Below are 24,398 nucleotides of genomic sequence, written 5' to 3'. Positions count from 1 at the left end.
GCGATGGACCGGCCACTCACCCCAGCGGGCGACACGCGGTTCACGCGGTGAGCCATCGCTGGAGCCAGTCCGCGGCGGTGCGCCGGAACAGCCGTCGGCTCTCCGCGCGCCGGAAGTCGTGGCCCTCCTCGTGGAGCAGGAGAAGTTCGGCTTCCAGGCCGCGTTCCCTGGCCGCGTGGACGATCTGTTCGGATTCGCGCGGCGGGACGTTGGTGTCGTGTTCGCCGTGGACCGCGAGCAGGGGGACACGCAGCGCGTCGATGCGGCTCATCGGGGACAGCGCGTGCAGCAGGGCCCGATCCCGCTCCGGGTGGCCGTACTTGTGCGCCGCCGATTCCGCCAGCCACGGTTCGGTGCCGGCGAAGAAGGTGGCGAAGTCGGACATGCCGCAGACGGTGACGCCCGTACGGAACAGGTCGGGGTGCCAGACGAGTGAGGCCAGGGTGAGGTAGCCGCCGTACGAGTGGCCCATGACGGCCAGGCGGCGGGGATCGGCGAGTCCGGCCTCGATCACGTGCGCCGCGCAGTCGGCCACGTCCTCGATCGCCGCGAACCGCCCCTCTCCGAGGTCGGCGTCGCGGAAGGAACGGCCCCAGCCGCCCGAGCCCCGGACGTCCGGGGCGAAGACGTCGAGGCCCCGGCCGGCCAGTTCGTGGTAGAGCGGGGCGAAGACCGGACGCTCCTGTTCCTCCGGGCCGCCGTGCAGGTGGAGCACGCACGGCGCCGGTTCGCCGGGGGCGCGGCCGGGCGCCCGGTGGTACCAGCCGCCCAGGAGCAGCCCGTCACGGGCCGTCGGGCGCAGGGGCACCGGCCGTACGGGGGGAGGCCCCGGCGGGACGGTCTCGGCGTCCCGCGCCGACCACGGCGTACGCGCCGGGGCGGTGGCATCCGGCACGTGCCACACCCCGGGCCTGCGCTGCGAGCCCGAGAGGGCGGCCAGCATCCCGTACGGCCCGGCCGGCGTGACACGGGTGACCACTTCGTGCTCGAGCTCCACGGCGCGGGGTGCGGGCGGCGCCGCCCCGGCCTCGTTCCCCGTGTCGTTCCCGGTGCCGCTCCCCGCCTCCGTCCCGGCGAGCGGCAGCGTCTCCACTTCGCTGATGCCCTGGACGTTCCACGCCAGGGCGGCCCGCCGGCCGTTCTCCACGAAGGCGAGCAGTTCCAGATCACAGGCGTGGCGTTCGGCGACCACCCGGAGGTCCGTCCGCTCGCCCTCCTCGTCCAGACGAAGAGCGAGCAGCGCCGCGAACTCCCGCTCGTGGTCGCTCCGCAGCCACACCGTACGGGCGTCCGCCGAGAAGCGGCCGATCCACGGGTCGCCGTCCGCGACGGGCAGCGCGCAGAGCGGCCTACGGTCGGACACGCGGACCACCACCGCCTCGCGTCGCCCGCGCGGCCCCCGGCGCACCAGAGCCAGGCTTCCGTCCTGGCTGACGTCGCACACCCGCAGCGTCGCCGCCTCCGCTTCGTCGGCCAGCAGGGTGGGCGCGGTGGTTCCCGCCGGATCGAGGAGGTACGCCGTGAGCCGGTCGCGGACCGGGGGGCCGCCGTCCTCGGCGCCGTGCCCGCCGGCGCCGAGGAGGGTGGCGTGCCCGTCGCGTTCCGTCCAGCCCGCGGGACGCTCGGACAGGGCGAGGAGGTCGGGCGGGTCGGCGACGGGCTCCGCGATGGTGACCGCGAGCGCCGAGCCGTCCCGGGTCCAACAGCCCAGGTAGGCGGACGATCCCGGATCCTGGCCGGCCAGGATCCTGCGGTCCGAGCCGTCGGGGCGGACGCAGAGCACCCGGGTGTGGCCGCTGCCGCCCGGCGCGACGGTGTAGGCGATCCAACGGCCGTCGGGCGACCAGGACACTTCGGTGACATGGTCCGGGCCGGCGTCGAGCAGACGGACCTCCTCACCGCCGACCGGTCCGCCGACCGGTCCCGTCCAGAGCTGCGGCACGCCGCCGCGGTCGCAGATGAACGCCACGCGCTCCCCGCCGGGGTCCGCCGTCGGGTACCAACAGGCGTGCGCCACAAGCCCCCTGGAGGCGTCGGGAGAACCGGCGGCGTCGGCCAGCGGCTGCGTCGAGGGGGCCGAGGGAGCCGCGGACGGGCTCTCCGCGGTCATCCGATGCCGTGTGTCTGCAGCCATATCTCCAGCAACGCTACCTGCCACAGGGCGTTCGCCCCTCGGTTCGTACGGTGCTCGTCCGGGGCTTTCAGGAGCTCGGCGAGGTACTCGTCGCGGAAGATCCCGCGTCGGCGCGCGGCGGGGGCGGAGAGCGCCTCCCGCACCCGCTCCAGAACCGGGGCCGCCATGTGGCGGATGGCCGGCACCGGGAAGTAGCCCTTCGGCCGGTCGACGATGTCGGCGGGCAGCACCGTGCGTCCGGCGTCCTTCAGCACGCCCTTGCCGCCCTGGGCGAGTTTCAGATCGGGCGGGCAGGCGGCCGCCAGCTCGACCAGTTCGTGGTCGAGGAACGGGACCCGGGCCTCCAGGCCCCAGTCCATCGTCATGTTGTCGACCCGCTTGACCGGGTCGTCGACGAGCATGACGTGGGCCTCCGTGCGGAGCGCGGCGTCCAGCGCCGTCTCGGCGCCGGGGGCGGCCATGTGCGTCCGGATGTACTGCCGGGACGGGTCGCCGTCGGGCAGCATGTGCGGCTGGAGGATCCTCGCCAGCTCGGCGTGCGAACGGTCGAAGTAGACCTGGGCGTACCGCTCGGGCTCCTCCTCGCGTCCGACCGCGGCCAGAGCCGGGTACCAGTGGTAGCCGGCGAACACCTCGTCGGCGCCCTGGCCGCTCTGTACGACGCTGACCTCCTTGGAGACCAGCTCCGACAGGAGGTGGAAGGCGACGACGTCGTGGCTCGTCATCGGTTCGCTCATGGCGGCGACCGCGCCGTCCAGGGCGGTGGACACCCGGTCGGAGGGCACCATCAGCTGGTGATGGTCCGTCCCGAAGTGCCGTGCGACCCGGTCGGAGTAGAAGAACTCGTCTCCCTCCTCGTCGGCCTCCGACTCGAACCCCACGCTGAACGTGGCCAGATCCTTCTGCCCCTCCTCGGCGAGCAGGGCGACGATCAGGCTGGAGTCGAGGCCGCCGGAGAGCAGGACGCCGACCGGCACGTCGGCCACCATCCGGCGGCGGACGGCGGTGCGCAGCGCCCGGAGGACGGCGTCCCGCCACTCCTCGGGGCCCATGCCGGCGAATTCGCTCCGGCGCGTGTAGGAGGGCTGCCAGTAGTGGTGGTCCCGCTCGGTGCCGTCCGGCTCCACGACCCGTACGGTGGCGGGCGGAAGTTTGCGCACCCCGGCGAGGACGGTGCGCGGGGCGGGGACCGTCGACTGCCAACTCATGTAGTGGTGCACGGCGACCGGGTCGAGGGTGGTGTCCACCCCGCCGCCCGCGAGGAGTGCCGGGAGGGTCGAGGCGAACCGCAGCCGACCGGGCCGCGCCGCCAGATAGAGGGGCTTGATGCCCAGCCGGTCACGGGCCAGCACCAGCCTGCCCGTCTCGTGCTCCGCCACCGCCACCGCGAACATGCCGACGAAGTGCCGGACGAAGTCGGTGCCCCACTGGCGGTACGCCTTGAGTACGACCTCGGTGTCCGATGTGGTGACGAAGCGGTGCCCCAGCCCCCGCAACTCCTCCCGCAGCTGCTCGTAGTTGTAGACGCAGCCGTTGAAGACGCAGGTGAGGCCGGCCTCGGCATCGGTCATCGGCTGGGCCGCACGCTCCGACAAATCGATGATCTTCAGCCGTCGATGTCCGAGGGCGATGGCGCCCTGGGACCACAGGCCCCGGCCGTCCGGGCCCCGGGCCGCGAGGCGGTCGGTCATTCGTTCCACGGCGGCCAGATCCGGCCGCCCGCCGTCGAAGCGGATCTCTCCGCTCAGGCCGCACACGTCGGACCTCCCGGTGAGGGGACGACTCGCACAGGGTGGGGGAAGGTCTCAGCGTGTTTTCGCATGACTCATTACTCCTCTACTCCTCGATGGACGTTCGACGTGGTCGTTCTCGCCGGGTCCTCCCTCTCCGCCCGGGGAATTCCACGGCGTCGCACGGGTCCGACCGGCCCGTCTCAGGAGGCGCTCGCCGCCGTCCGCCCGTCCCAGCGGTCGGGAAGCGGCGCGAGGCGCCTGCGGGCCCGGTCACCCCGGACGGGCCGGAGCGCGTCGCCCCGGGTCTCGGCCAGGACGTCGTCCACGGCCGCGAGCAGGTCCTCCTTCGCCGCCTTCCCGCGCAGGCGGTGAGCGGCGCTTCCCTGGGCGAGCACGCCCTCCGTCAGGGAACGCACGGTCTCCCAGTCCCCGTACTCCTCAAGGGTCGGACGCAGCCGCCGCAGCATGCCGCGTACGACCGTGGCGGCCGGCGCCGGGAGACGGGTGGACGGGTCGATCAGGTCGCCTTCCAGGCCCGACCGAGCGGCCCGCCAGGTGGCCGCGCGCAGCCATTCGTGCCGGCCGTCGCACCCGGCGTCCCCGCCGGTCCTGGTCGTCGCGCAGGCGTCGACCACGAGCGCCCGGAAGAGGGCGGCGATCAGCACCACCGTCTCGACGCGCGGGCAGGCGTCGCACACGCGCAGCTCAAGGGTCCGCAGATGCGCCGACGGGCGGACGTCGTAATAGATCATGCCGGCGTCACTGATGACGCCCGAGCCGATCAGCTCGTCCACCGCCCGGTCGTACTCCTCGGCCCCTCGGAAGCATCCGGGCGGGCCGGAGGTGGGCCAGCGCTGCCAGACCATGGTGCGCCAGCTGGCGTAGCCGGTGTCGGCGCCGAGCCAGAAGGGAGAGCTGGCGGACAGGGCGAGGAGCGGCGGCAGCCACGGGTTGACGGCGCACATCGCCCGCACCGCGGTGTCCCGGTCCGGCACGTCGACATGGACCTGCGCACCGCAGATCAGCTGCTCATCGGCGAGCCGGCGGTACTCGCCGGTCATGCGCAGATAGCGGTCGTCCTCCGTCGGCGGCACGGTACCGAGCCGTGCCAGCGGCGCCGTGCCGACGGCCGCGATCCCCAGGCCCTGGGAGGATGCGGCTCGGTCGAGCCGGCCGCGTGACGCGGAAAGGTCCGCGTAGAGGCTCTCCAGGGAGTCGTGCACACCACTGTTCGACTCGACGACCGACCGCGGCAGCTCACGTGTGTACGCGCCCGCGTGCCGCGACAGCCTGCCGAGTACGGCATCGGCCCGTGGAACGAGCTCCCCGCTCTCGACGTCGATCACGTGAAACTCTTCCTCGACCCCGATCCGGACGGTCACGGCGACTCCCTGCGGACGACGGGACATGGACTCTGGGACCGGCCCCGCGATGATCGACGGCGCCGGTGTGCTCGTACGGGTGCCCGGCCGCGCGGCACGTATGCGCCGCTGCTCATGTGAGTCACCTTCCGCACAGTTGAGCGAATCGTCGCCTCAGGTGATCCGGCCGACGCGGGCCTTCCTCAGGGCGTGGCGCAGCAGGAGGCGGGGTGACCGACGCACCAGCAGACCCGCCGCCAGGCCGATGGCGGCGCCGGCGGCCACATCGCTGGGGTAGTGCGCGCCCGAGTGCACCCGCTCCACGGCCACGATCGCGGCCGGTACGGAGCAGACCGCCGCCGCCTCCGGCCAGGTGCCGGCGACGGCGACGGTGAAGCCCACGGCGGCCGCCGTGTGTCCGGAGGGGAAGGAGGAGCTGTCCGGCCGCTCCCGCACATCACTGTGGGGGACGAGATCCGCAGGCGGCCGCCGGCGTTCGTACAGCGGCTTGCACACCCCGTTGGACACCAGCTCCGCCACGCCCATGCCGACGATCCCGGCCGCCGCCGCGGTCCGGCCCCTGCCGCCGCCGACTGCGGACATGACCGCCGCCGCTGCCCACCACAGCTTCGTGTGCTCGGCCGCGGTACGCGCTGCCGGCAGGACCCGGCGCGCCACGGGCGATGTCCAGTGCGCCACGCGCCTGGTGAGGCGCCGGTCCACTTCTCCCCACTCGGTCACGTCGTCCGCCATGATCGCCTGCTTCCCGCTCCGGCCGCGCGCACACCCGCGGCCCGTGAGCTCTGTCCACTCGCGGTTGCGGACACCTGGGTGTGGTTGTCCCATGGGCGTAGCCGCGTTTGACGGGCCGAGGAGGCAGGATGCGAGGACGGCGGTACGGGGCGGGGGTCGGGGTGCTGGTGGTCCTTGCCGCGGTCGGCGGATGCGGCACGCTTCCGGAGCGTCGTGACGAGGTGACGGCTGAAGTCACCCGTTTCGAGCAGGCGGTGGCCGCGGGGGAGCATGGGCGGTTGTGCGCGGCGCTGGCGCCTGCCACCAGGGAGGAGCTGGAGCAGTCCGCCAAGAGCCGTTGTGAGCAGGCGGTCGGCCAGGCGATCGAGGAGCGGGAGCTTGAGGCGGCCGGCGCTGTACGGGGTGTGGATGTGTACGGCGATCAGGCGCGGGTGGTGCTGGAACGGGACACCGTGTTCCTGGCGCATTTTCCGGCCGGGTGGAAGGTGACGGCGGCCGGGTGTCTGCCGCGTCCGCAGCGGCCGTACGCGTGTGAGATCAAGGGTGGGTGAGGGGCTGTGCGGACACTGTTCACCGTGACCCTGCTGGTGATCTTCGGAGGGTTGGCGTACTTCATGACGCTGGGGCTGATGCAGCGATGAGCCGCGAAACGGGCCGGGCGCGGCGCTTTCTGCGGCACAACAGCCTGGGGCTGTTCTTCATGACGACGTTTCTGCTGGCCCTCGTGGGTCAAGCGGTGGCGGGGCACGCGGAGTTCAACAACCAGCTGATCAGCGACGGCATGGCACCTGTGAGCTTCGGCGCCTATGTGACGACGTCGGACTTCGCCGTCGACGTCACCGAGAACTGGCAGTCGGAGTATCTGCAGTTCTTCCTCTATATCTTCGCGACCGTCTGGCTACTGCAACGCGGGTCGCCGGAGTCCAAGGAACTCGACAGGGCGGGCACCGAGTCGGACAAGGACCAGATGGTCGGCGAGCACGCCAGGGAGGATTCGCCCCGCTGGGCCGCGTACAAGGACTGGCGCGGTCTCGTGTTCTCCCGCTCGCTGGGTCTGGTCATGGGCACCATCTTCCTGCTCTCCTGGCTCACCCAGTCGGTCACCGGTGTCGCGGCCTACAACGAGGAGCAGTTGCGCCGGCTGGAGGCTCCCATGACGTGGGCCGACTACCTGTCATCGGCGGATTTCTGGAGCCGCACGCTGCAGAACTGGCAGTCCGAGCTGCTGGCGGTCGCCTCGATGGCGATTCTCTCGATCTACCTGAGGCAGCGCGGCTCACCGGAGTCCAAGCCCGTCGGAGCCTCCCACACGGCCACCGGCGTCGAAGGCTGAGCCCGCGTCGTGCCTCGGCCCGGCAGACGGGTGGCGTGGGGAAGCACCCGAAGGGCCCCCGCCGAGCGGTGGGGGAAGCGATCCGGTGATTGAGTGACTCATCGGAACATGGCGCGAAGAAGGGGTTCTCCATGCGGGTGCGTGATTCCGTGGTCGTGATCACCGGGGCTTCCAGCGGCATCGGCCGGGCCACCGCCCTCGCCTTCGCACGCAAGGGATGCCCCGTGGTCCTGGCATCGCGGCGAGCGGAGGCGCTGGAGGCGGTCAGGCGGGAGTGCGAACGCCACCGTGGTGCGGAGGCGCTCGTCGTACCGACCGACGTCACGGATCCCGCGGCGGTCGACGAGCTCGCCCGGCGCGCGGTGCAGCGCTTCGGCCGCATCGACGTCTGGGTCAACTGCGCGGCCGTCACCGCGTTCGGCCCCTTCGAGGAGACCCCGCTGGAAGACTTCCGCAAGGTCCTGGACGTCAACGTCATGGGGTACGTGCACGGCGCCCGCGCCGCCCTGCGGGTCATGCGCGGGCAGGGCAGCGGAACGCTGATCAACGTCTCCTCGATCGTGGGCGTCGTCAGCCAGCCGTACACGCACGCGTACGGCATGTCGAAGTACGCCGTCCGGGCGCTGAGCGCGAGCCTGCGTCAGGAGCTGCGGCTGGGCGGGGCGAGGGACATCCACGTCTGCACGGTGCTGCCCGCCACCATCGACACACCGCTGTTCGAGCACGCCGCGAACTACACGGGACGTAAGCCGCTTCCGATGCCCCCGGTCTACAGTCCCGAGCGGGTGGCGCGGACCGTCGTGGACCTGGTGCGGGTGCCCCGGCGCGAGGTCGTGGTCGGTCCGATGGGCCGTTCCATGGTGCTGGAGTCGCGGGTCATGCCCGGGATGGCGGAGCGGATGATGGCCCGGCAGGTGGACAAGACGCATCTGTCGCGCGACGAGCCGGCCCCGGCCGGTCACGGCAACCTGCACGTCCCGGCGCCGGGCACGGGCGCGGTCCACGGCGGGTGGGGCGGGCGCCGCCGTACCGCGATGCGCCGTCTCACCGCCGCCACGGTCCTGGCGTGTGCGGCGGCGGGCGTCGCCCGCCGGGTACGGGCGCACTGAGTCCGGCGCGTGCGTCCGGCGCGGTGCGTGCGGCGCGTCAACTCGCTTGGAAGACGCGACAGATCGATTCCTCCGTGCAGGACGCGGGGTCGGTGGCGGCGGCCGTGTCCTTGAGGTCGAGCAGGGCGGTCCGTGCCTCGGTGAGTTCGGCGATGCGCGCCTCGATCTGCCGGATGTGCTCGGCGACGAGCGCACGGACGTGGGCGCATGGGGCCTGGCCGCTGTCGCGGATGGTGAGGATCTCGCGGATCTCGGCGAGGGTCAGTCCGGCGGCCTGGGCGTTGCGGATGAAGGCCAGCCGGTCCGCCGCGTGGGGCGGGTAGTCGCGGTAGCCGCCGGGCGTGCGGGGCGGTGCGGGCAGGAGGCCCGCCTGCTCGTAGAAGCGGACGGCTTTGGTGCTCGTTCCGGCCGTGCCGGCGAGGACTCCGATACGCATGTCTCCAGCGTACGCCTTGACCTTCCACCGCACTGGAAGGTCTAGCGTCCAGGCATGGAGACGATGAGGCCGACCGAAGTGACTGTGCTGATGGTGCCCGGGTGTCCGACGGCGGAGGTGCTGCGCGAGCGGCTGGCCGAGGCGCTGACCGGGCGGGGCGACGTGCGGGTCGTGTGGCGGGAGGTGTCCGATGACGCCGAGGCCGTACGGCTGGGCATGCACGGCTCCCCGACCCTCCTGCTGAACGGGGCCGACCCCTTCGTACGCGAAGGGGAGTCGGCGAGCCTGTCGTGCCGGGTGGGTGGGGGAGTGCCGTCCGCGGCCGAGCTCCGCGCGGCCCTGGCCGGAGCCGGCGCCACCGAGGTGGTCGGGCGGGGCGGCCGTGGACGGCTGGCGCCGGTCGAGGGCGGGCGGCGTGCGGTGCAGCAGGCGGTGCTGCGGAGCTTCGCGACCCGTGGGCGGGAGCCGTCGGAGGCCGAACTGGCCGCCGTGACCGCTCCGTTCGGGGTCTCGGTGGAACGGGTGCTGGCCGAACTCTCGGCAGCCGACTACCTGAGCGTGGACGACGCGGGCAGGGTGCGTGCCGCCTATCCCTTCTCGCCCGTCCCCACCGCGCACCGGGTGCGTATCGCCGACGGACCGCAGGTGTGGGCCATGTGCGCGGTGGACGCCCTGGGTATCGCGCCGATGCTCGGCCGCGATGTCGAGATCCGCTCGGCGGACCCGGTCACAGGACAGCCGGTCGTGGTCGACTTCCGTGCCGGTACGGCGGTGTGGCGGCCGGCGTCCGCAGTGGTGCTCGCCGTCACGGGCCCCTGCGCGGGGCCGGCGGTGGACGTGTGCTGCTCCGCGCTGAACTTCTTCGCCGGGGCGGACTCGGCCCGGCGCTGGCAGGAAGCCCACCCGGAGGCGCACACGGAGGTGCTGCCGCGGAACCAGGCGGAGACGCTGGGCCGGGAGACCTTCGGCCACCTGCTGACCGAGGCCTGAACGACCCTCGCCTCTGGCCCGGTTCGGGCGTGCGGGGCCCGGTGCTGCCTGGGTGCCGGTGCCGGTGCCGGTGCCCGTTGCCGCGTCACGGCAGCCGGCCGGACGTGCGGGCCGCGCGCAGGGCGAGCCACACCTCGGTGGTGTCGGCAGCTGTCGTACCGCAGCGCCGCGCCCAGCACATGCTCCACTTCCTGGAGGAGCCGGAGGCCAGGCACGGCGTCGACCTGATCGCCGAGCGCTTCCCCGGCTCCTGGCCGGGCAGAGCGACACATGGCGGTCGGGTCAGACGCCCACGGGTCGCGGCCGGTTCTGGGCCTCGGCCGGTGGTGCGGCGAGGCGGCCCGTGCGACGCAGCCCGTACAGCGCGGCGGTGCACGCCAGGCCGAGCGCGGTGAGCGCCAGCCACGGCAGCGCGGAGACCCCCGCCTTCCGTGCGGCGTCGAGCGCCGCGCCGGTCAGCAGGTTGCCGAGGGTGATGCCGACTCCGCAGATGGTGTTGTAGAGGCCGTAGTGCGTGGCGACGAGGCGGTTGCCGGAGAGCCGGACGATGGTGTCCATTTCGAAGGGGTACGCGATCATCGTCCCGATCGCCAGCAGCAGTGCGGCCAGCGTCGGCGGTACGGCGGCCAGCAGCCACAGCCCGATGCCTCCGCTCGGTACGGGAACCGCGGTGGCGGCGAGGAGAGGCACGAACGCCACGCCCATGGTGAGCAGGCCCCAGGTGAGGGCGCGTCCGGGCTCCATGCGGGCTTTGCACCAGGCGGTCACCCTCGTCTGGAAGAGGATGGTGCTGAGCCCGGAGACCGCGAACAGGACGGCGACGGCCGCCGTGCCGAAGGTGCCCTCGCCGCCGAGGCGCCGTACCTCCAGGGGCAGCGCCAGGTAGACCTGGAAGGACATGACGTACGAGCCGATCATGGCCACGGAGAAGAGCAGGAACGGACGATTGGCGAGGATGCCACGCCACTGGCCGAGCACGCTCTGTCCCTCCTTCTCCTTCGTCTCCGGGGCCCGGCGGGCAGGCAGGGCACGGATCTGGACGACGCTCAGTACGGCGAAGATCCCGGCCGCGACGAGGCACGTGAGGCGGAAGTCGACCCCGGTCAGCACCATGCCCACCAGCGGTCCGAGCAGGATTCCCGCCTGGTAGAAGACATTGAAGAGTGCGAACGCCTCGACCCGGCGGTCGCCCGCGTCGGCGGCGAGATAGGCGCGGGTGGCCGGGTTGAAGAGGGCGCCGGCCAGGCCGGTCGCCGCGGAGGCGGCGATCAGCGCGGGTACGGAGTCCACCAGGCCGAGGGTCGCGAAGCCGACGGTCCGCAGGACGAGGCCGGCGATGATCATCGGCTTGTAGCCGAGCCGGTCCGCGAGGGTGCCGCCGACGAGGAACATGCCCTGCTGGCTGAAGTTCCGTACGCCGAGGATGAGTCCGACGAGCCAGCCGGCGAGGCCGAGAGGCCCGGCGAGATGGGCCGCCAGGTAGGGCATCAGCATGTAGAAGCCGAGGTTGATGGTGAACTGGTTCACCATCAACAGCCGCACGCTGCGGTCGTACGAACGGACTTGGGTGATCGTGCCCTTCATCGGACCTGCTCCTCCGGGGAGTCGGCGAGCGTGAGGGGGTCGACCACGGTGGCGCAGCGGGTCCAGCGGGTGACCTCCTTCTCGTCGAGGCGTCCGATGACGTCCGGTTCCGGTGCGGGCGGACCGTCGAGCAGACCATGGGCGGCGCAGTAGTCGTCGTCGTACACCGTGCCGAGGTAGCGCTGCGGGCCGTCGGGGAAGATCGCGGCGATCCGTGTCTCCTCGGGCAGGGAGCGGGCGAGCCATCCCGCGACCAGGGCGACGGCGCCGACGCTCCAGCCGCCCGTGGCGTAGTGGGAGGTGGCGAGTTGACGGCAGGACCACACCGCCTCGCTCGGCGCGACCCAGTGCACCTCGCTGAACTGCTCGTACGCGACGTTGCGCGGGTAGATGCTGGATCCGAGCCCGCGCATGAGCCGGGTGCGGGCCGGCTGGCCGAAGATCGTGGAGCCGATGGTGTCGACTCCGACCAGGGTCAGGTCGGGGTAGAGCCGGCGCAAGACACGGGAGACGCCGGCCGAGTGCCCGCCGGTGCCCACACTGCACACCAGGACGTCGATGTGGCCGAGTTCGGTGGCGAGTTCGAGGGCGAGCGGCGTGTACGCGGTGGTGTTGTCGGGGTTGTTGTACTGGTCCGGGCACCAGGAGCCGGGGTGCCGCGCGAGGAGCTGGGTCACGCGGTCACGGCGGGCCTGCTGCCAGCCGCCGGTGGGGTGCGGTTCGGCGACCACGTTGACCTGGGCGCCGTACGCGGTCAGCAGCCGGGTCATGGACAACTCCAGGCCCGGGTCGGTGACCAGGGTGACGGGGTGGCCGTACACCATGCCGGCGAGGGCGAGCCCGAGCCCGAGGGTGCCGCTGGTGGACTCGATGATCCGGGCCCCGGGGCGCAGCTCGCCACGGGCGCGGGCCCGTTCGACCATGTGCAGGCCCGGGCGGTCCTTGATGCCGCCGGGGTTGAAGCCCTCCAGTTTGGCCCAGAAGCCGCGGCCCGCGGGGGCGAGCGGCTCCGAGATGTGGAGGAGCGGGGTGTTGCCCACAAGCCCGGACAGGGCCGTGCGGGTGGGGGGTGTGACGTCCGTGGTGAAGGAATGCATGGTTCCGCTCTCATGTCGGTGTGCGCGTCAGGTACTCGTCCGTTCGGCGGCCGCGCCACGCGGCTGCGAAGGAACGGCCTAGACGCGCCACCGGCAGACGCTGATCTGCGTCGAGCGGCCCGACCTGGCTATGGCGGCTTCGGGGGCGACCGTTCGTGAGGTGGTGGGATCCGGAGTCGTCACGTCGCTGCGCGCGGGCGGGGCGAGAGGTGCGGCACCGGCTTCGGAGTGCTGCGCCGTGACGGACGCCTGGGGGGACAGGCCGGGGAAGGTGCAGCCGGCTCCATGACCGTGACCATGGTGATGTGGTGCTCGGTCCTGGGTGTGGCCCCCGCCTGGCGCTGCGACCGTGGCGGTCACCGGGGCCGTCACGGCCGTGTCGAGCCCTCGGTGCGCGCTGTCGCCGACGGGCGAGAAGCAGAGCGCCGCCGACATCAGGAGGGCGCCGACGATGCCGGTGAGCACGTGGCTCAGGGCGGGTGGAAATCCGGTCGTTGTGCCTAAGCGAACGCGAGGTGGCATAGGTCCTCCGGGGTGCGCGGCTCGGGTCCCGTGGCGACGGGACGGAGCGGCACCCGCGACAGTTCTGGGGGGTGCGGGAGAAGACGGCCGCTCGACTCCCGGGCGCGTGGTCACGCGTCGACCGGGGGAGGAGGCGGGGGAGTCTCTACACCTGCAGAACTGCGGGATTTCTGAGGGACGTTGATGAAAGCGCGCTGTCTCTCACCGAATCGGTGCCGGCCTGCTGACCGCAGGGGCGTTCGCGTGGCGCCTCGGACTGCCGAGATGCGCCGGGCGCGCTGGGCGTCGGCGTTCCCTCGGGAAGCCTGGGTGAGCATTCGTGGGTCGGGTGCGTCGGCAGGTGTCCGCCGGAGTTGTCCACGATGCTCTGCGAGGCGGCGGTCAGGGTCGGTGAGGTGAACTCCGGGACCCCGTCCGCGTCCACACCGTGTCCGGCCAGCAGGCCGAACAGGAGTGCGGCCAGGCCGAGGAGGCGTCGCAGCCCCGCGGAGACGCGGGAATGTGGCGCACGCGGGCGCGACCGGCCTGTCATCACGCCGTTATCTTAGCCGCCTGTCCGCCGGTGGTCCGGAACTCCGCGCCCCTACCGGTCGACCGAGTTCGAAGACCTCGTCGGTCGTCGTCAGTGGTGATCGCCGTTCGCCACGGAGAGGCGCTTGGTGAAGGACTTCCCCGCGTCCCGGGACTCGTAGATCCCGTCCTGGGTGGCCACGAGGATGTGCCGCTCGTCGACGGCGGTCAGCGCCTGGGGCTGTCCTCCGGGGACGGTAGCCGTCTTCTTCCAGGTGGCGCCGCCGTCGGAACTGACGCTCAGAGCACCGGTGAAGTCGACGCCGAACAGCGAGTCCGGTGTCGCCCAGGACAGGTACTCCATGCCCGGCCCCTCGCCGGGACCGAAGCTCGCGCCTCCGTCCGTACTGCGCGCGACGCCGTCCGCCGTGGTGGCGACGACCTTGCTCGGGTCCTCCGGGTCGACGGCGAAATCAAGGGCCTGCAGCCGGGCGCGGTTCTGCCAGTGGGTGCCGTCCTCGCTCACCCGCAGCAGGCCCCGTGTGCTGTCGTACCCGTAGATGACGCCCTTGGCGTGGTCCAGGCTGTGGAAGTCCGCCTGGCCCTTGAGCGAAGCGGTCTTCCACGACTTTCCGGCATCGGTGCTCTTGATCAACCCGTGGTCGGCCGGCTGGTCGCTGCCGGGGGCCGGGTGGCCGCTGGCCAGGAAGGTCTTGGGCCCGGCCACGGTGAAGCCCATGAAGTCGTCCCGGCTGTCCCCGACCAGCCGCGGGCTTCCGGTGCCGTCCGGCGTGAAGATCCCCTCGTGGGTGGCGACGTAGAGCCTGCCGTCCTCCGGGTCGACCCCCAGTCCGTGGATATGGCTGTGCAGCGCGGCCGGGGCCGGCGTGGCGCCGTCACTCCCGGCACCTTCGGAGGAGGCGCCGTCGCCGCACGCGGCGAGGAAGAGGGCACCCGCGGCGACGGAACCCACGGCGAGGAGCGAGCGGGTACGCGGTCGGCGGAACGGGTCCGTAAAGGCAGGCATGCGTGATTCACCTCATGTGTCGGTCGTACGGAGAGCCGTCGGCGGAAGCACACGGCGCCCCATACCCGTATGACCGGCGACTGGGCCAGGTCGGGTTCACGCTCACGTTCGACCTCCGCGCGGGACACTGTCAACGGTCACCGGTGAGACCCCACGGCGGCCGAGGGGGGCTTTGTTCAAGCGCCTGACCACCTGCGGCGGGCGTCGTGACGTGGCGAAAAGGGAAACGCCGCCTGGTGCGTGTTTCCACTCACGCCGGCCGCGGCCCGTCGCTCCGAAACCCTTGTCGTATGGTCGTCCCTGACGTCCGGCCGCGAGGGCCGGTGGTGCGGGGAAGGCGGGACAGGACCGATGTCGACACGCGTACCTGCGGCTTCGCCGGCCGAAGGCGGGACGGATGCGAGGTGCGCGCCCTCGGCCGAGGCGGAGGCGGAGGCGGCACGGATGGCGGCCGTACGCCGCTACGACATCCTCGACACCCCGCCGGACGGGGCGTTCGACCGCGTGGCGGCGATCGCCGCGCGGCTGTTCGACGTGCCGGTGGCGAGCGTGACGATCGTGGACGAGGACCGGATCTGGTTCAAGGCCGCCCATGGACTGGAGGGCGTCACCCAGATCGGCCGCGATCCGGGCTTGTGCGCCTCGGCGATCCTGCGCGACGACACTTTGGTGATCCCCGACACTCTGGCCGACCCGGTGGCCTGTGCCAACCCGCTGGTCGCCGGCCCGATGGGAGTGCGCTTCTACGCCGCCGCGCCGATCATCACCGTCGACGGCTACCGGCTGGGGACCGTCAACATCATCGACACCAAGCCGCGCCTGATCACGGAGGCCGACACCGCGACCCTGGCGGATCTCGCCTCCATGGTCCTGGACGCCATGGAACTGCGTCTCTCGGCACTGCGCCGACTGCGCGCGGAGCAGGACCGGCGCAAGGAACAGGAAAAGGCGCGGGAGCGGGCCGAACGGGACAGGGCGGCGGTAGCCGCGTTCGCCTCGACCCTCCAGCGGACGCTGTTGCCGCCGGCACTGCCTGTGGTGCCCGGCCTCGACCTGGCCTGCCACTACCAGACCGACTCTCCCCGCGACGTCGGCGGCGACTTCTACGACGTCTTTCCCCTCGGCGGCGGGCGGTGGGCGTTCTTCCTCGGCGACGTGTGCGGCAAGGGCGCCGAAGCCGCCGTGGTCACCTCGCTGACCCGCTACACCCTGCGCGCCGCCGCCCAGCACCACACCGACCCCACCGACGTGCTCGCCGACCTCAACACGGCCCTCCTGCTCGACCCCTCGGTCGGCAGCCGGTACTGCACCTGCGTCTTCGGCACCCTCGTCCCGCACCCGGACGGCGGCTTCACCGTCACGGTGGCCGGCGGTGGCCATCCACCGATCTTCCACCTGACACCGGAGACCAGCGGGACCAGGGGGACCTGCGGGACCAGCGGTCAGATCCGGGTGGAGGGTGTCCGACCCAAGGGCGGCATGCTGGTCGGCGCCTTCGACCAGGCCCAGTTCGCCTCGCACACCCTCCGCCTGGCACCCGGCCAGGGACTGCTGCTGTACACCGACGGGCTCACGGAGGCCCGTCTGGCCGACGGGAGCATGCTGGGGGAGGAGGGCGTGGCCGCCTTCCTGGCCTCCCGGTCCACCGCGGCCGCCGCCGACCTGGTGGAGGACACCGTGGCTCTGATCACCGATCTGCCCGAGGGCGCCGGCGACGACGTCGCCCTCCTGGCCCTGTCCGTTCCCGACCGGTCGGACCCGCAGCCCACCGCCGCCATCACCACGCACACCGCCGCCGCCCCCGATCCCTCCCCCTCCCATGACGCCGCTCGCACCGGCCAGGAGCACTGACCACCATGACCGACGACCTCACACTCACCACCCGACACACCGACGGCACCCTCGCCGTGATCTCCGTCGTCGGCGAGATCGACATCCACACCGCCCCAACCCTGCGCACCGGCGCACTCGATGTCATCGCCCAGGGCCACCCCCGTCTGATCCTGGACCTCGCCGGGGTCGCCTTCTGCGACTCCTCCGGCTTCAACGCCCTCATCGGCATCCTGCGCTGCGCGCAGGGAGCCTCCGGCTCCCTGGCCTTGGCCGCCGTACCCGACCGGCTGACCCGGATGCTCGACCTCACCGGCGTCAGCACGCTGATGCCCGCCTACCCGACCGCCGACGAAGCCCTGAACGCCCACCACACCGCTGCCCCCCAGCCGACCTGAACCCTTCCGGTGCGCCGCGCTGGTGTCGAAGGGGCAGGCCGGATCCGGTCCCGGCTCACGCCGTACCCACCGCGGCCAGCACCGCGACGGGCAGCAGCAGCAACCACTGGGGCAGACGTACCAGGGGTCTTGACCAGTTGGCCCTCAGAGTCACCGTGAGGAAGACGGCCGAGTAGGCGACGAAGTGGGCGGCCAACAGCCAGGCGATGGTGTCACCGCCCGGTCGGTTGCCCGGACTGAGCCATATCAGGGCGGCGGCGGCCAGAGTCAGGTCGGCGGTCACCATGTGCCAGACGGCATGAAGCGTTCGTCGGGGTTCGTCGGCGAGATCGCTCGCCGACAGGGGCCGGGCGACGTCCCTGCCGCCCGCGACGGCGTGGATCACGGCGACCGCGGCGGCCGTGATGCCGGCGCTGAGGAACCAGGCGTTCATCGGGTCTCGATTCCGCGGCTGACGATGGTGGCCAGTTGAGAGGCGAGTCGGGGGCCGGGGTGTTCGCCGACGAGCCCGACATGGAAGAAGACGGCGCCGGCGAGGGTGTCGAGGACCAGATCGACCGGTACGCCGCGGTCCCACTCGCCGCGCTGGGCGGCTCGCTCGAACACCGCCACCAGGCCGTCCTTGGCCGGGGCCAGGAACTGGGTCCGGATGCGGGTCCGCAACTCCGGTGTGGCGGCGAAGTCGGCCAGCAGGCCGGGCAACGCGGCGGCGGCCGCCGGCGCGGTGAACTCCTGGAGAAGGGCCTGCAGCAGGGCCGTGAGGTCACCCATCAGCGTGCCGCTGTCCGGAACCGGAGCCGCCTCGGCCTGAGTGAAGACCGCCTCGTACACCAACTCCGCCTTGCCCGACCAGCGTCGATAGACGGTGTCCTTGCCTACGCCGGCCCGGGATGCGACCGCGCCGATGGAGGTGTTCGCATAGCCGAGTTCGGTGACGAGTTCGGCGGTGGCCGTCAGGATCGCTTGATGAGCTCTGCTGTCTCGGGGGCGCCCACGCTGCGGGCTGACGTTCGTCATGACATAACCATACGGGACGACCCGTAGGGTAAATGGGTCGGCCTCGCCCCGGAACGTCGGCTCGACCACGTCTCCAGGGTGGACTGCGGGCGCTGCCCCTGGCCGCTACGCCTGCGGGGGCAGGGTGAGGATTTCTGCTCCGGCGTCAGTGATGGCGATGGTGTGCTCGCTGTGTGCCGTCCGGCAGCCCGTCGCGCTGCGCAGCGTCCAGCCGTCGGCGTCGGTGACGAGCGTGGCGGTGTCGGCCATGACCCAGGGCTCCAGGGCCAGGAGCAGTCCGGGGCGCAGCTTGTAGCCCCGGCCGGGCCGTCCGGTGTTCGGGACATGCGGGTCCTGATGCATGGTCGAGCCGATGCCGTGACCGCCGAACTCAAGGTTGATCGGGTAGCCGGCTTCGCTGAGGACCGTGCCGATGGCGTGGGAGAGGTCGCCGATGCGTGCCCCCGGCTTGGCTGCGGCGATGCCCGCGGCCAGCGCGCGTTCGGTCGTCTCGATCATCGCGACGCTCTCTGCGGGCCGGGCCTTGCCCACGAGGAAGCTGATCGCGGCGTCCGAGGCCACTCCGCGCAGGGAGACGGCCAGGTCGAGAGTCAGCAGGTCGCCGTCGGCGAGCGTGTAGTTGTGGGGGCGGCCGTGGAGCACGGCGTCGTTGACGGCCGTGCAGATGTAGTGGCCGAACGGGCCGCGACCGAAGGACGGCGCGTAGTCGACGTAGCAGGACTGCGCCCCCGCTTCAGTGATCATTTCCTTGGCCCACTGGTCGATGTCCAGAAGGTTCGTGCCGGGCGTGCTGCGCTGCTTCAGCGTGTGCAGGATGGCGCCGACCAGCGCTCCGGTGTCCTTCGCCCGATCGAGCAGGGTGGAGTTCAGGATCTCAATCATGGGGGCCTCTCACGCTCTTCCAATAACTATACCGGTCTAACTGTACCGGTATTAGAATGGGCGGATGGTCAGGTTGCCGCTCACTCCCGCCGAGGTCGAACGCGGACAGCGCCTGGGCGCCCTGCTCCGCCGGGCCCGGGGCTGCCGCTCGATGCTCGACGTCGCGCTCGCCGCGGGCATCTCGCCGGAGACGCTCCGCAAGATCGAATCCGGCCGCGTGGCCACCCCCGCCTTTCCGACCATCGCAGCGATCGCCGACACCCTCGGGTTGTCCCTCGACGCGGTCTGGGCGGAGATCAGCCGGCCGGAGACCGCCGGCGTGGACCGGTCGGTCCCGCCTGTCGCCCGACACGTGCTGTTCGCCTCGTAACCCGCTCCGTCGCTCCTGCGCGGCTCGCCTCGACGCGGTCGTCTTCGCCACAGAAACCGACGTTCATGGCACGGCTCTTCGGCTGCCGGGGCTCAGGCGCCCCCGCAACTGGAGCCGCAGCCGGCCCCGTCGTGCCGGGTTCCGGAGTCCCTTCCGCGCTTGCGGGCCGACGAGCCGCGAGGTGCGTTCCTGTGGCGCTCCTCCGCCTTGCGCTGTTCCTCCCGGTAGCGCTCCGCTTTCTCGCGGGCCTCGCGGAGCCGCTCGCGCTGCCGGGCAGGGCCGTCCACCGGTTCCCACGGGCCCAACCCGTGGCGGCGGTCCGGGCGGAGCGGGGCAGTGGTCACGGTCGCGTACATCCGCCCCATCTCCTGGTGGCGGTGGTATTCGGCACAGGCGTATTCGAGGGCGACTTCGTCGCCCTCCGCGAGGGTGCCGTACAGGACCGCTTCGAAGGGCTCGTGCTTCGGGTCGATGTCGTGGTGCCCGTTCCTCACCCCGTACGCCGAGCCGCTGCCCAGAAGCCGTGTCCTGGCGCGGGTGTCGCTCTCGCGGGGAAGGTACGCGATCAAGGGGGCCGCCGAGCGGGTGCGGGCGTCCGCGCACACCCAGTGGCGCCCGTCCGCCCCGGCGCGCACGCCTACGATCAAGGCCGGCTGTGGCTCCCCGTGCAGCCGCCGGGCCGCCTGGTAGGCGAGCTGGCCTCGGCCGTAGAAGGTCGTACCGGCCACAAGGAGCACCAGACCGACGCCCTGATGTCCGACAGCGTCGTAGGCGACGCCGGCCGCTGTCGGCTCCCCGAACAGGCCGTCGGCGAGGATCGCCGCGGCGACCAGGCAGAGCGCCAGCCCGAGGTAGACCTGCTGGTGTCCGCGGTGGTCGTCCGATTCCGGGGTGCCGTGAGGCAGTGGGAAGCGGCGCTCTCCCGCGGCGGCGAGGGCCAGGGCCCGCTGTCGGCGTCGGGCCCGCAGCCGCAGACAGCCTCCTGTGAACGCGACGGCGCAGGCGGCGAGGACGACCAGCCGGCCGGCCCTCGCCGGATGATCCAGGTCGCCGGGGTGGGCCAGAGTCAGAACCGCTTCCACAGGACGAACACAGCCGCCGGTATGGCCGCGACCGGAACGTCCCGATACCACAGCGGCAGGGCGGTCAGCAGGATCAGACCCGGATACCTCAGCCAGTCCGTCCCGGTCCCGGGTTCGCTGTGCCAGGCCGCGGACGCGGATGAGAGCCCGAACAGCAGGACGTACGCCGCCGCCACCAGGACGGCCAGGATCCAGCCGCCCACGGCCGGGGCGAGAACGGTCGGGACCGCCGCCTTCCGCCACCGCTCGGCGTCGGCCACAGCCCAGGTGGCGACGTCGCCTCCGGACACGGACCGGGAGGCGACACCGTCCCCGGTCACGGACCAGACAGCGACACCGTGGCCGGGCAGAGTCCCGGGCGGCAGATGCTTGATGTGATACGCCGTCACCGACCCACCGCCACGCGCCCCCGTATGCCCATCCCGCACGCCCCCCTACGCTCGCTCCCCCATGCAGTCCTCGCCAGTCTGCCCGCCACGGTCCTCCGCCCACCGGGGAGTGCGCTTTTCGGCCAAGCACTTCGGTCCGGTAACGACGTGCGCGCAGTCTCGGCGGCCCTCGTCGGCGGCAGCTCTTAGGATCTGCGGCATGGCGACACGACTCGTGCAGATCAATATGAAGGCCCAGGACGACTCCGTGCTCGGCCGGTTCTGGGCGGAGGCACTCGGTTGGGGTGTCGACAGCGAGGGACCCGGCGTGACCAACCTCGAACCCGTGGGTTTCGCCTACCCCGACCCCGCGGCCGTCTGCGTCGACCTCGTCGCCCGCCCGGAACCCAAAACGGTGAAGAACCGGGTGCACCTCGATCTGGCCACCCACTCGACCGCCCATCAGGCGGAGTTGGTCGCGGGCCTGAAGGACCTCGGCGCGACGCTCGCCGACGTGGGTCAGGGCGACGTCCCCTGGACGGTCATGGCCGACCCGGAGGGCAACGAGTTCTGCGTCCTGGAGCCCCGCCCGATCTACCAGGACACCGGGCCGATCGCCGCGGTGGTGGTCGACTGCACCGACCCACGAGGTATGGCCCGGTTCTGGGGCCAGGCGATGGACTGGACTCCGCACGAGGTCACCGACGACCACGCGGTCATGCGATCCTCCCAAGGCGTGGGCCCCTACCTGGAGTTCGTCCGCACCCCCGACACCAAGACCGTGTGGAACCGCGTCCACCTCGACGTCGCCCCCTACCCCGGTGACGACCTGGCAGCGGAGGAAGCCCGACTGCGCGCCCTGGGCGCCACCGACCCTGGTATCGACCAGTCCGCGATCTCCTGGACGGTACTGGCCGATCCGGAGGGCAACGAGTTCTGCCTCCTCACTCCTCGCTGACGAGGCGCACGCCCTTCTGGCCGTCGAGCTGCCGGCCGTAGGCCGGCGGGTCTCGCCGGGCAGGTGTGGACCGCCGGCGTCACTGAGCCGGTGCGTCAGTACCGGGGCGTGGAGGCATGGGCGGCTGAGGGGGTGGGCTGGCTGCGAGTCGGGCTCGCTCCCGCCGGCTGCACCGCAGCAGGAACCGCGGCATGTGCGGCACCTGCATGCTGCGCATGCCGCCCGGATCGCCGCGCAGTAGATTGACCTTGGTAGAGGCGTACTCCGGGCGCCCCGTGGCTTCACCAGGTAAGCAGGTCTCTATGAGCGCCGAGAACATGGGGGCCACAGAGCACGGCGGCCCTTTCGACGTCGCCACGGCCGCGACGGTGGTGCTGGACGCCCGAGAGATCATCATCGGATGGAGTCCCGCGGCCGAGGCGCTGTTCGGTTACCCGCCCGGAGAGACGCTGGGCAGGCCGGTGGGCGATCTTCTGGCGGACGCCGCGGGAGTCGCCGCGCTGCTGGAATCCGGGACGAGGTACCCGACCTGCTCGGCGCTTCACCGGGACGGCCACCCTCTGCGGGTGGCGCTGGCGGTCAGCCCGCTGGGGCACGACGAGGGCGGTGCCACCTGGCTGGTGGCGGCCGTGAGCACCCCACGCCTCGACCAGTGGGCCGGTGATCAGGCCATGCTGAACGGCCTCAGCGAGCAGTCGCCGATCATGATCTCCGTCCTCGACACTCAACTGCGCGTGAAGTGGATCAACAGGGCGGTCGAGAAGGAGTTCGGCCTGACCTTGGAGGAGTGCCGCGGACAGTACATCTCGGACGTGCTTCCGAAGGGCGACTACCTTTCCGAGGCCGGAAGCCCACCGCCCCCGATGGACCAGCCCTTCGAGCACGTGCTGAACACCGGGGAACCTCTCGTCGACCTCCGGTACCGCAGCCCGACGGACCTCGATCCGTTTCACTACCAGTTCTGGTCCTCCTCGTACTTCCGGCTGGAGGACGTCGACGGCCGGCCGCTGGGTGTGTGCGAGACGGCCGTCAACATCACCGACCGCTACGTGGTGAGACAACGCCTGGCACTGCTGAGCCGGGCGGGCGGCAAGATCGGACAGACTCTGAACATCGAACGGACGGCCGGCGACCTGGCAGAGCTGACCGTTCCGGAGTTCGCGGCCATCACCAGCGTGGACCTCTTCGAACCAGTGCTCCGTGGCGAGGACCCCGGCGAGGCGAACGGCAGGACGGCGCCCCACCTGCGGCGGATGGCCGAGCGAGCCGCCGGTGACAGCGTGGCGGGAGCGATGCCGTCGCGCCTGGCCGAATATCCAGCCGGTTCGCCGCAGCTGCGCTGCCTCTCCGAAGGGCGTCCCGTCGTCGGCGATCGCATGCTGGCCGTTCCCTTGCGTGCGCGGGGAACCGTGCTAGGTCTGGTGACCTTTCAAAGGTTTCCGCCTCGGGACACATTCGATCCCGAGGAGGTCCACCTGGCGGAGGAATTGGTCTCCCGCACCGCCGTCTGCGTGGACAACGGTCGCCGGTATGTCCGGGAGCATGCGGCTGCGCTGATGTTGCAGCGTGACCTGCTGCCACGTCGTCTTCCAGAGCCCACGGCCGTGAGTGTCGCCCACCGCTATCGGCCGGCCGCCGGGCCGGTCGGGGTGGGCGGAGACTGGTATGACGTCATCCCGCTCTCCGGGGCACGCGTCGGCCTGGTCATCGGTGACGTGGCCGGCCGTGGCCTGCGCGCTTCCGCCACCATGGGGCGGATGCGGACCACCGTGGCGGCACTCGCGGCGCTCGACCTGGCGCCGGAGGAGTTGCTCGCCCGGCTCGACGACCTGGTCGTCGCACAGTCCCTGGACGGCGAGGACGACCGGGCCGTGGGCGTGACATGCCTGTACGCGATCTACGATCCCGTCGAGCGGCACTGCGTCATGGCCCGCGCCGGCCACCTGCCTCCCGCGCTCGTGACGCCCGACGGCCGCGTGGAAATCCTCGACCTCCCCGCCGGCCCGCCGCTCGGTCTGGGCGGCCTGCCCTTCGAGAGCGCCGGATTCGACCTTCCCGAGAACAGCCTCCTGGCCCTGTTCACCGATGGCCTGGTGGAATCCCGCGAGCAGGACATCGACGTCGGCCTGAGCAGGCTGCGCGACGCGCTGTCCCGACCCGGCCGCACGCTGGAGGAGACGGGCGACAGCGTCCTGACCACCATGCTGCCGCATCCCTCCGAGGACGACGCGGCCCTGCTCCTGGCCCGCGTCCACGCGCTCAGCGACGGCCAAGTGGCGAGTTGGGATCTCCCCGCCGATTTCGCCGAGGTCGCCCGCTTCCGTGGCCTGGCCGTCGAGAAGGCGGTCGACTGGGGACACGACGAGGCGGCGTTCGTCGTCGAGCTGGTCGTGAGCGAGCTGGTCACCAACGCGCTCCGCTACGGCGGCGCTCCCATGCGGCTGCGGCTCATCCGAGACCAGAGCCTGATCTGCGAGGTCTCGGACGGCGGCCACACCTCTCCACACCTGCGCCGGGCCGGGCAGGACGAGGAGGGTGGCCGTGGGCTGTTTCTCGTGGCCCAGCTCACGGAGCGGTGGGGCACCCGTTACACGCCGGACGGCAAGACGATCTGGGCCGAAGTCCCCCTCTCGGGCCCGACAGGAATGCCGGACTTGTTCGACGTACTGGAGTGAGGAGCCGATGCCCGACCGCGGAACCACCTGTGCACACTCCTGCCCCGGCTCTCGGTTCGTTGGTGAGCCGGCGATACGATGGGTTCACCGCCGCTCCTGAGCTGCCCTTGGGGACCTGATGGTTACGCTGCCAGCAAGGCTGCCGAATGCCGTGCCGGCGGATCTCACCAGCTTCGTGGGCCGCCGCCAGGACATCGCCGCGGTCCGCCAACTCCTCGCCACAGCCCGT

General features: G+C 71.7%; 23 protein-coding genes. 9 read left to right on the top strand and 14 right to left on the bottom strand.

All coding sequences use genetic code 11. The annotated features are described in order from the left end of the window. Positions 1-40: 40 nt before the first annotated feature. The 4 genes from ACF06X_RS07040 to ACF06X_RS07025 form a co-directional block, all read right to left on the bottom strand. Complete coding sequence (locus tag ACF06X_RS07040; RefSeq protein ID WP_392286186.1) at positions 41-2,110, bottom strand: S9 family peptidase; 2,070 nt, start codon at positions 2,108-2,110, stop codon at positions 41-43. Beyond that, the gene (locus tag ACF06X_RS07035) at positions 2,107-3,891 is read right to left on the bottom strand and encodes an N-acetylglutaminylglutamine amidotransferase (RefSeq protein ID WP_392286185.1); all 1,785 of its coding nucleotides are present in this window, start codon (positions 3,889-3,891) and stop codon (positions 2,107-2,109) included. The genes ACF06X_RS07040 and ACF06X_RS07035 overlap by 4 nt, the downstream gene beginning before the upstream one ends. A 176-nt stretch (positions 3,892-4,067) precedes the next feature. After that, positions 4,068-5,249 carry a glutamate--cysteine ligase gene (locus tag ACF06X_RS07030; protein WP_392286184.1) on the bottom strand — a complete coding sequence of 394 codons (1,182 nt, stop codon included), beginning with the start codon at positions 5,247-5,249 and terminating at the stop codon, positions 4,068-4,070. Positions 5,250-5,402: 153 nt separating this feature from the next. After that, the gene (locus ACF06X_RS07025; protein ID WP_392286183.1) at positions 5,403-5,981 is read right to left on the bottom strand and encodes a phosphatase PAP2 family protein; all 579 of its coding nucleotides are present in this window, start codon (positions 5,979-5,981) and stop codon (positions 5,403-5,405) included. Positions 5,982-6,142: 161 nt separating this feature from the next. Here ACF06X_RS07025 and ACF06X_RS07020 point away from each other — a divergent pair, with 161 nt between their 5' ends. The 3 genes from ACF06X_RS07020 (at position 6,143) to ACF06X_RS07010 (ending at position 8,423) form a co-directional block, all read left to right on the top strand. Beyond that, the gene (locus ACF06X_RS07020) at positions 6,143-6,532 is read left to right on the top strand and encodes a hypothetical protein (protein WP_392286182.1); all 390 of its coding nucleotides are present in this window, start codon (positions 6,143-6,145) and stop codon (positions 6,530-6,532) included. A gap of 86 nt (positions 6,533-6,618) precedes the next feature. Beyond that, entirely contained in the window at positions 6,619-7,314 is a 696-nt protein-coding gene (locus tag ACF06X_RS07015) for a DUF6766 family protein (RefSeq protein ID WP_392286181.1), read from the top strand. 131 nt (positions 7,315-7,445) lie between these two features. Then, positions 7,446-8,423 (top strand): SDR family oxidoreductase, encoded by a 978-nt coding sequence (locus tag ACF06X_RS07010; protein ID WP_392286180.1) that lies wholly within the window; start codon positions 7,446-7,448, stop codon positions 8,421-8,423. Positions 8,424-8,460: 37 nt separating this feature from the next. Here the strand turns inward: ACF06X_RS07010 and ACF06X_RS07005 are convergent, their stop codons facing one another. Beyond that, the gene (locus tag ACF06X_RS07005; RefSeq protein WP_392286179.1) at positions 8,461-8,859 is read right to left on the bottom strand and encodes a heavy metal-responsive transcriptional regulator; all 399 of its coding nucleotides are present in this window, start codon (positions 8,857-8,859) and stop codon (positions 8,461-8,463) included. Between the two features lie 54 nt (positions 8,860-8,913). On the opposite strand from ACF06X_RS07005, the gene ACF06X_RS07000 reads away from it, so the two are divergent. Next, positions 8,914-9,849, top strand: a complete 936-nt coding sequence (locus ACF06X_RS07000) for an alkylmercury lyase family protein (protein WP_392286178.1) — start codon at positions 8,914-8,916, stop codon at positions 9,847-9,849. Positions 9,850-10,131: 282 nt separating this feature from the next. Here ACF06X_RS07000 and ACF06X_RS06995 read toward each other — a convergent pair whose 3' ends face one another. The 4 genes from ACF06X_RS06995 to ACF06X_RS06980 form a co-directional block, all read right to left on the bottom strand. Continuing rightward, entirely contained in the window at positions 10,132-11,433 is a 1,302-nt protein-coding gene (locus tag ACF06X_RS06995) for an MDR family MFS transporter (protein ID WP_392286177.1), read from the bottom strand. Further along, positions 11,430-12,530 carry a PLP-dependent cysteine synthase family protein gene (locus tag ACF06X_RS06990; RefSeq protein ID WP_392286176.1) on the bottom strand — a complete coding sequence of 367 codons (1,101 nt, stop codon included), beginning with the start codon at positions 12,528-12,530 and terminating at the stop codon, positions 11,430-11,432. The genes ACF06X_RS06995 and ACF06X_RS06990 overlap by 4 nt, the downstream gene beginning before the upstream one ends. Positions 12,531-12,608: 78 nt before the next feature. Continuing rightward, positions 12,609-12,995, bottom strand: coding sequence for a hypothetical protein (locus ACF06X_RS06985; protein WP_392286175.1), 387 nt, complete (start codon positions 12,993-12,995; stop codon positions 12,609-12,611). 679 nt (positions 12,996-13,674) lie between these two features. Next, positions 13,675-14,589 (bottom strand): F510_1955 family glycosylhydrolase, encoded by a 915-nt coding sequence (locus tag ACF06X_RS06980; RefSeq protein ID WP_392286174.1) that lies wholly within the window; start codon positions 14,587-14,589, stop codon positions 13,675-13,677. Positions 14,590-15,033: 444 nt separating this feature from the next. Here ACF06X_RS06980 and ACF06X_RS06975 point away from each other — a divergent pair, with 444 nt between their 5' ends. Continuing rightward, the gene (locus ACF06X_RS06975; protein WP_392286173.1) at positions 15,034-16,440 is read left to right on the top strand and encodes a PP2C family protein-serine/threonine phosphatase; all 1,407 of its coding nucleotides are present in this window, start codon (positions 15,034-15,036) and stop codon (positions 16,438-16,440) included. A gap of 5 nt (positions 16,441-16,445) precedes the next feature. Continuing rightward, positions 16,446-16,817 carry an STAS domain-containing protein gene (locus ACF06X_RS06970; protein WP_392286172.1) on the top strand — a complete coding sequence of 124 codons (372 nt, stop codon included), beginning with the start codon at positions 16,446-16,448 and terminating at the stop codon, positions 16,815-16,817. 55 nt (positions 16,818-16,872) lie between these two features. Here the strand turns inward: ACF06X_RS06970 and ACF06X_RS06965 are convergent, their stop codons facing one another. From ACF06X_RS06965 to map, 3 genes are all read right to left on the bottom strand, one after another. After that, positions 16,873-17,250: a hypothetical protein gene (locus ACF06X_RS06965; RefSeq protein WP_392286171.1), complete on the bottom strand. Its 378-nt coding sequence runs from the start codon at positions 17,248-17,250 to the stop codon at positions 16,873-16,875. Further along, positions 17,247-17,834 carry a TetR/AcrR family transcriptional regulator gene (locus ACF06X_RS06960; RefSeq protein ID WP_392286170.1) on the bottom strand — a complete coding sequence of 196 codons (588 nt, stop codon included), beginning with the start codon at positions 17,832-17,834 and terminating at the stop codon, positions 17,247-17,249. The genes ACF06X_RS06965 and ACF06X_RS06960 overlap by 4 nt, the downstream gene beginning before the upstream one ends. A 105-nt stretch (positions 17,835-17,939) precedes the next feature. After that, positions 17,940-18,716, bottom strand: coding sequence for a type I methionyl aminopeptidase (gene map, locus ACF06X_RS06955; RefSeq protein ID WP_392286169.1), 777 nt, complete (start codon positions 18,714-18,716; stop codon positions 17,940-17,942). Positions 18,717-18,780: 64 nt separating this feature from the next. Between map and ACF06X_RS06950 the strand changes: the two genes are divergently transcribed. Beyond that, positions 18,781-19,086, top strand: coding sequence for a helix-turn-helix domain-containing protein (locus tag ACF06X_RS06950; RefSeq protein WP_392286168.1), 306 nt, complete (start codon positions 18,781-18,783; stop codon positions 19,084-19,086). Between the two features lie 92 nt (positions 19,087-19,178). Here the strand turns inward: ACF06X_RS06950 and ACF06X_RS06945 are convergent, their stop codons facing one another. Then, entirely contained in the window at positions 19,179-20,168 is a 990-nt protein-coding gene (locus tag ACF06X_RS06945; protein WP_392286167.1) for a hypothetical protein, read from the bottom strand. Further along, complete coding sequence (locus ACF06X_RS06940) at positions 20,153-20,557, bottom strand: hypothetical protein (RefSeq protein WP_392286166.1); 405 nt, start codon at positions 20,555-20,557, stop codon at positions 20,153-20,155. Before ACF06X_RS06940 ends, ACF06X_RS06945 begins: the two co-directional genes overlap by 16 nt. Before the next feature lie 199 nt (positions 20,558-20,756). Between ACF06X_RS06940 and ACF06X_RS06935 the strand changes: the two genes are divergently transcribed. Together ACF06X_RS06935 and ACF06X_RS06930 are read left to right on the top strand one after the other, a co-directional pair. Continuing rightward, positions 20,757-21,494 (top strand): VOC family protein, encoded by a 738-nt coding sequence (locus tag ACF06X_RS06935; protein ID WP_392286165.1) that lies wholly within the window; start codon positions 20,757-20,759, stop codon positions 21,492-21,494. A gap of 302 nt (positions 21,495-21,796) precedes the next feature. Continuing rightward, entirely contained in the window at positions 21,797-24,169 is a 2,373-nt protein-coding gene (locus tag ACF06X_RS06930; RefSeq protein WP_392286164.1) for a SpoIIE family protein phosphatase, read from the top strand. Positions 24,170-24,398 lie beyond the last annotated feature (229 nt).

It is taken from the genome of Streptomyces sp. NPDC015346, assembly GCF_043078785.1.
GTDB lineage: Bacteria > Actinomycetota > Actinomycetes > Streptomycetales > Streptomycetaceae > Streptomyces.
This window is presented reverse-complemented; position numbering and strand designations above follow the sequence as displayed.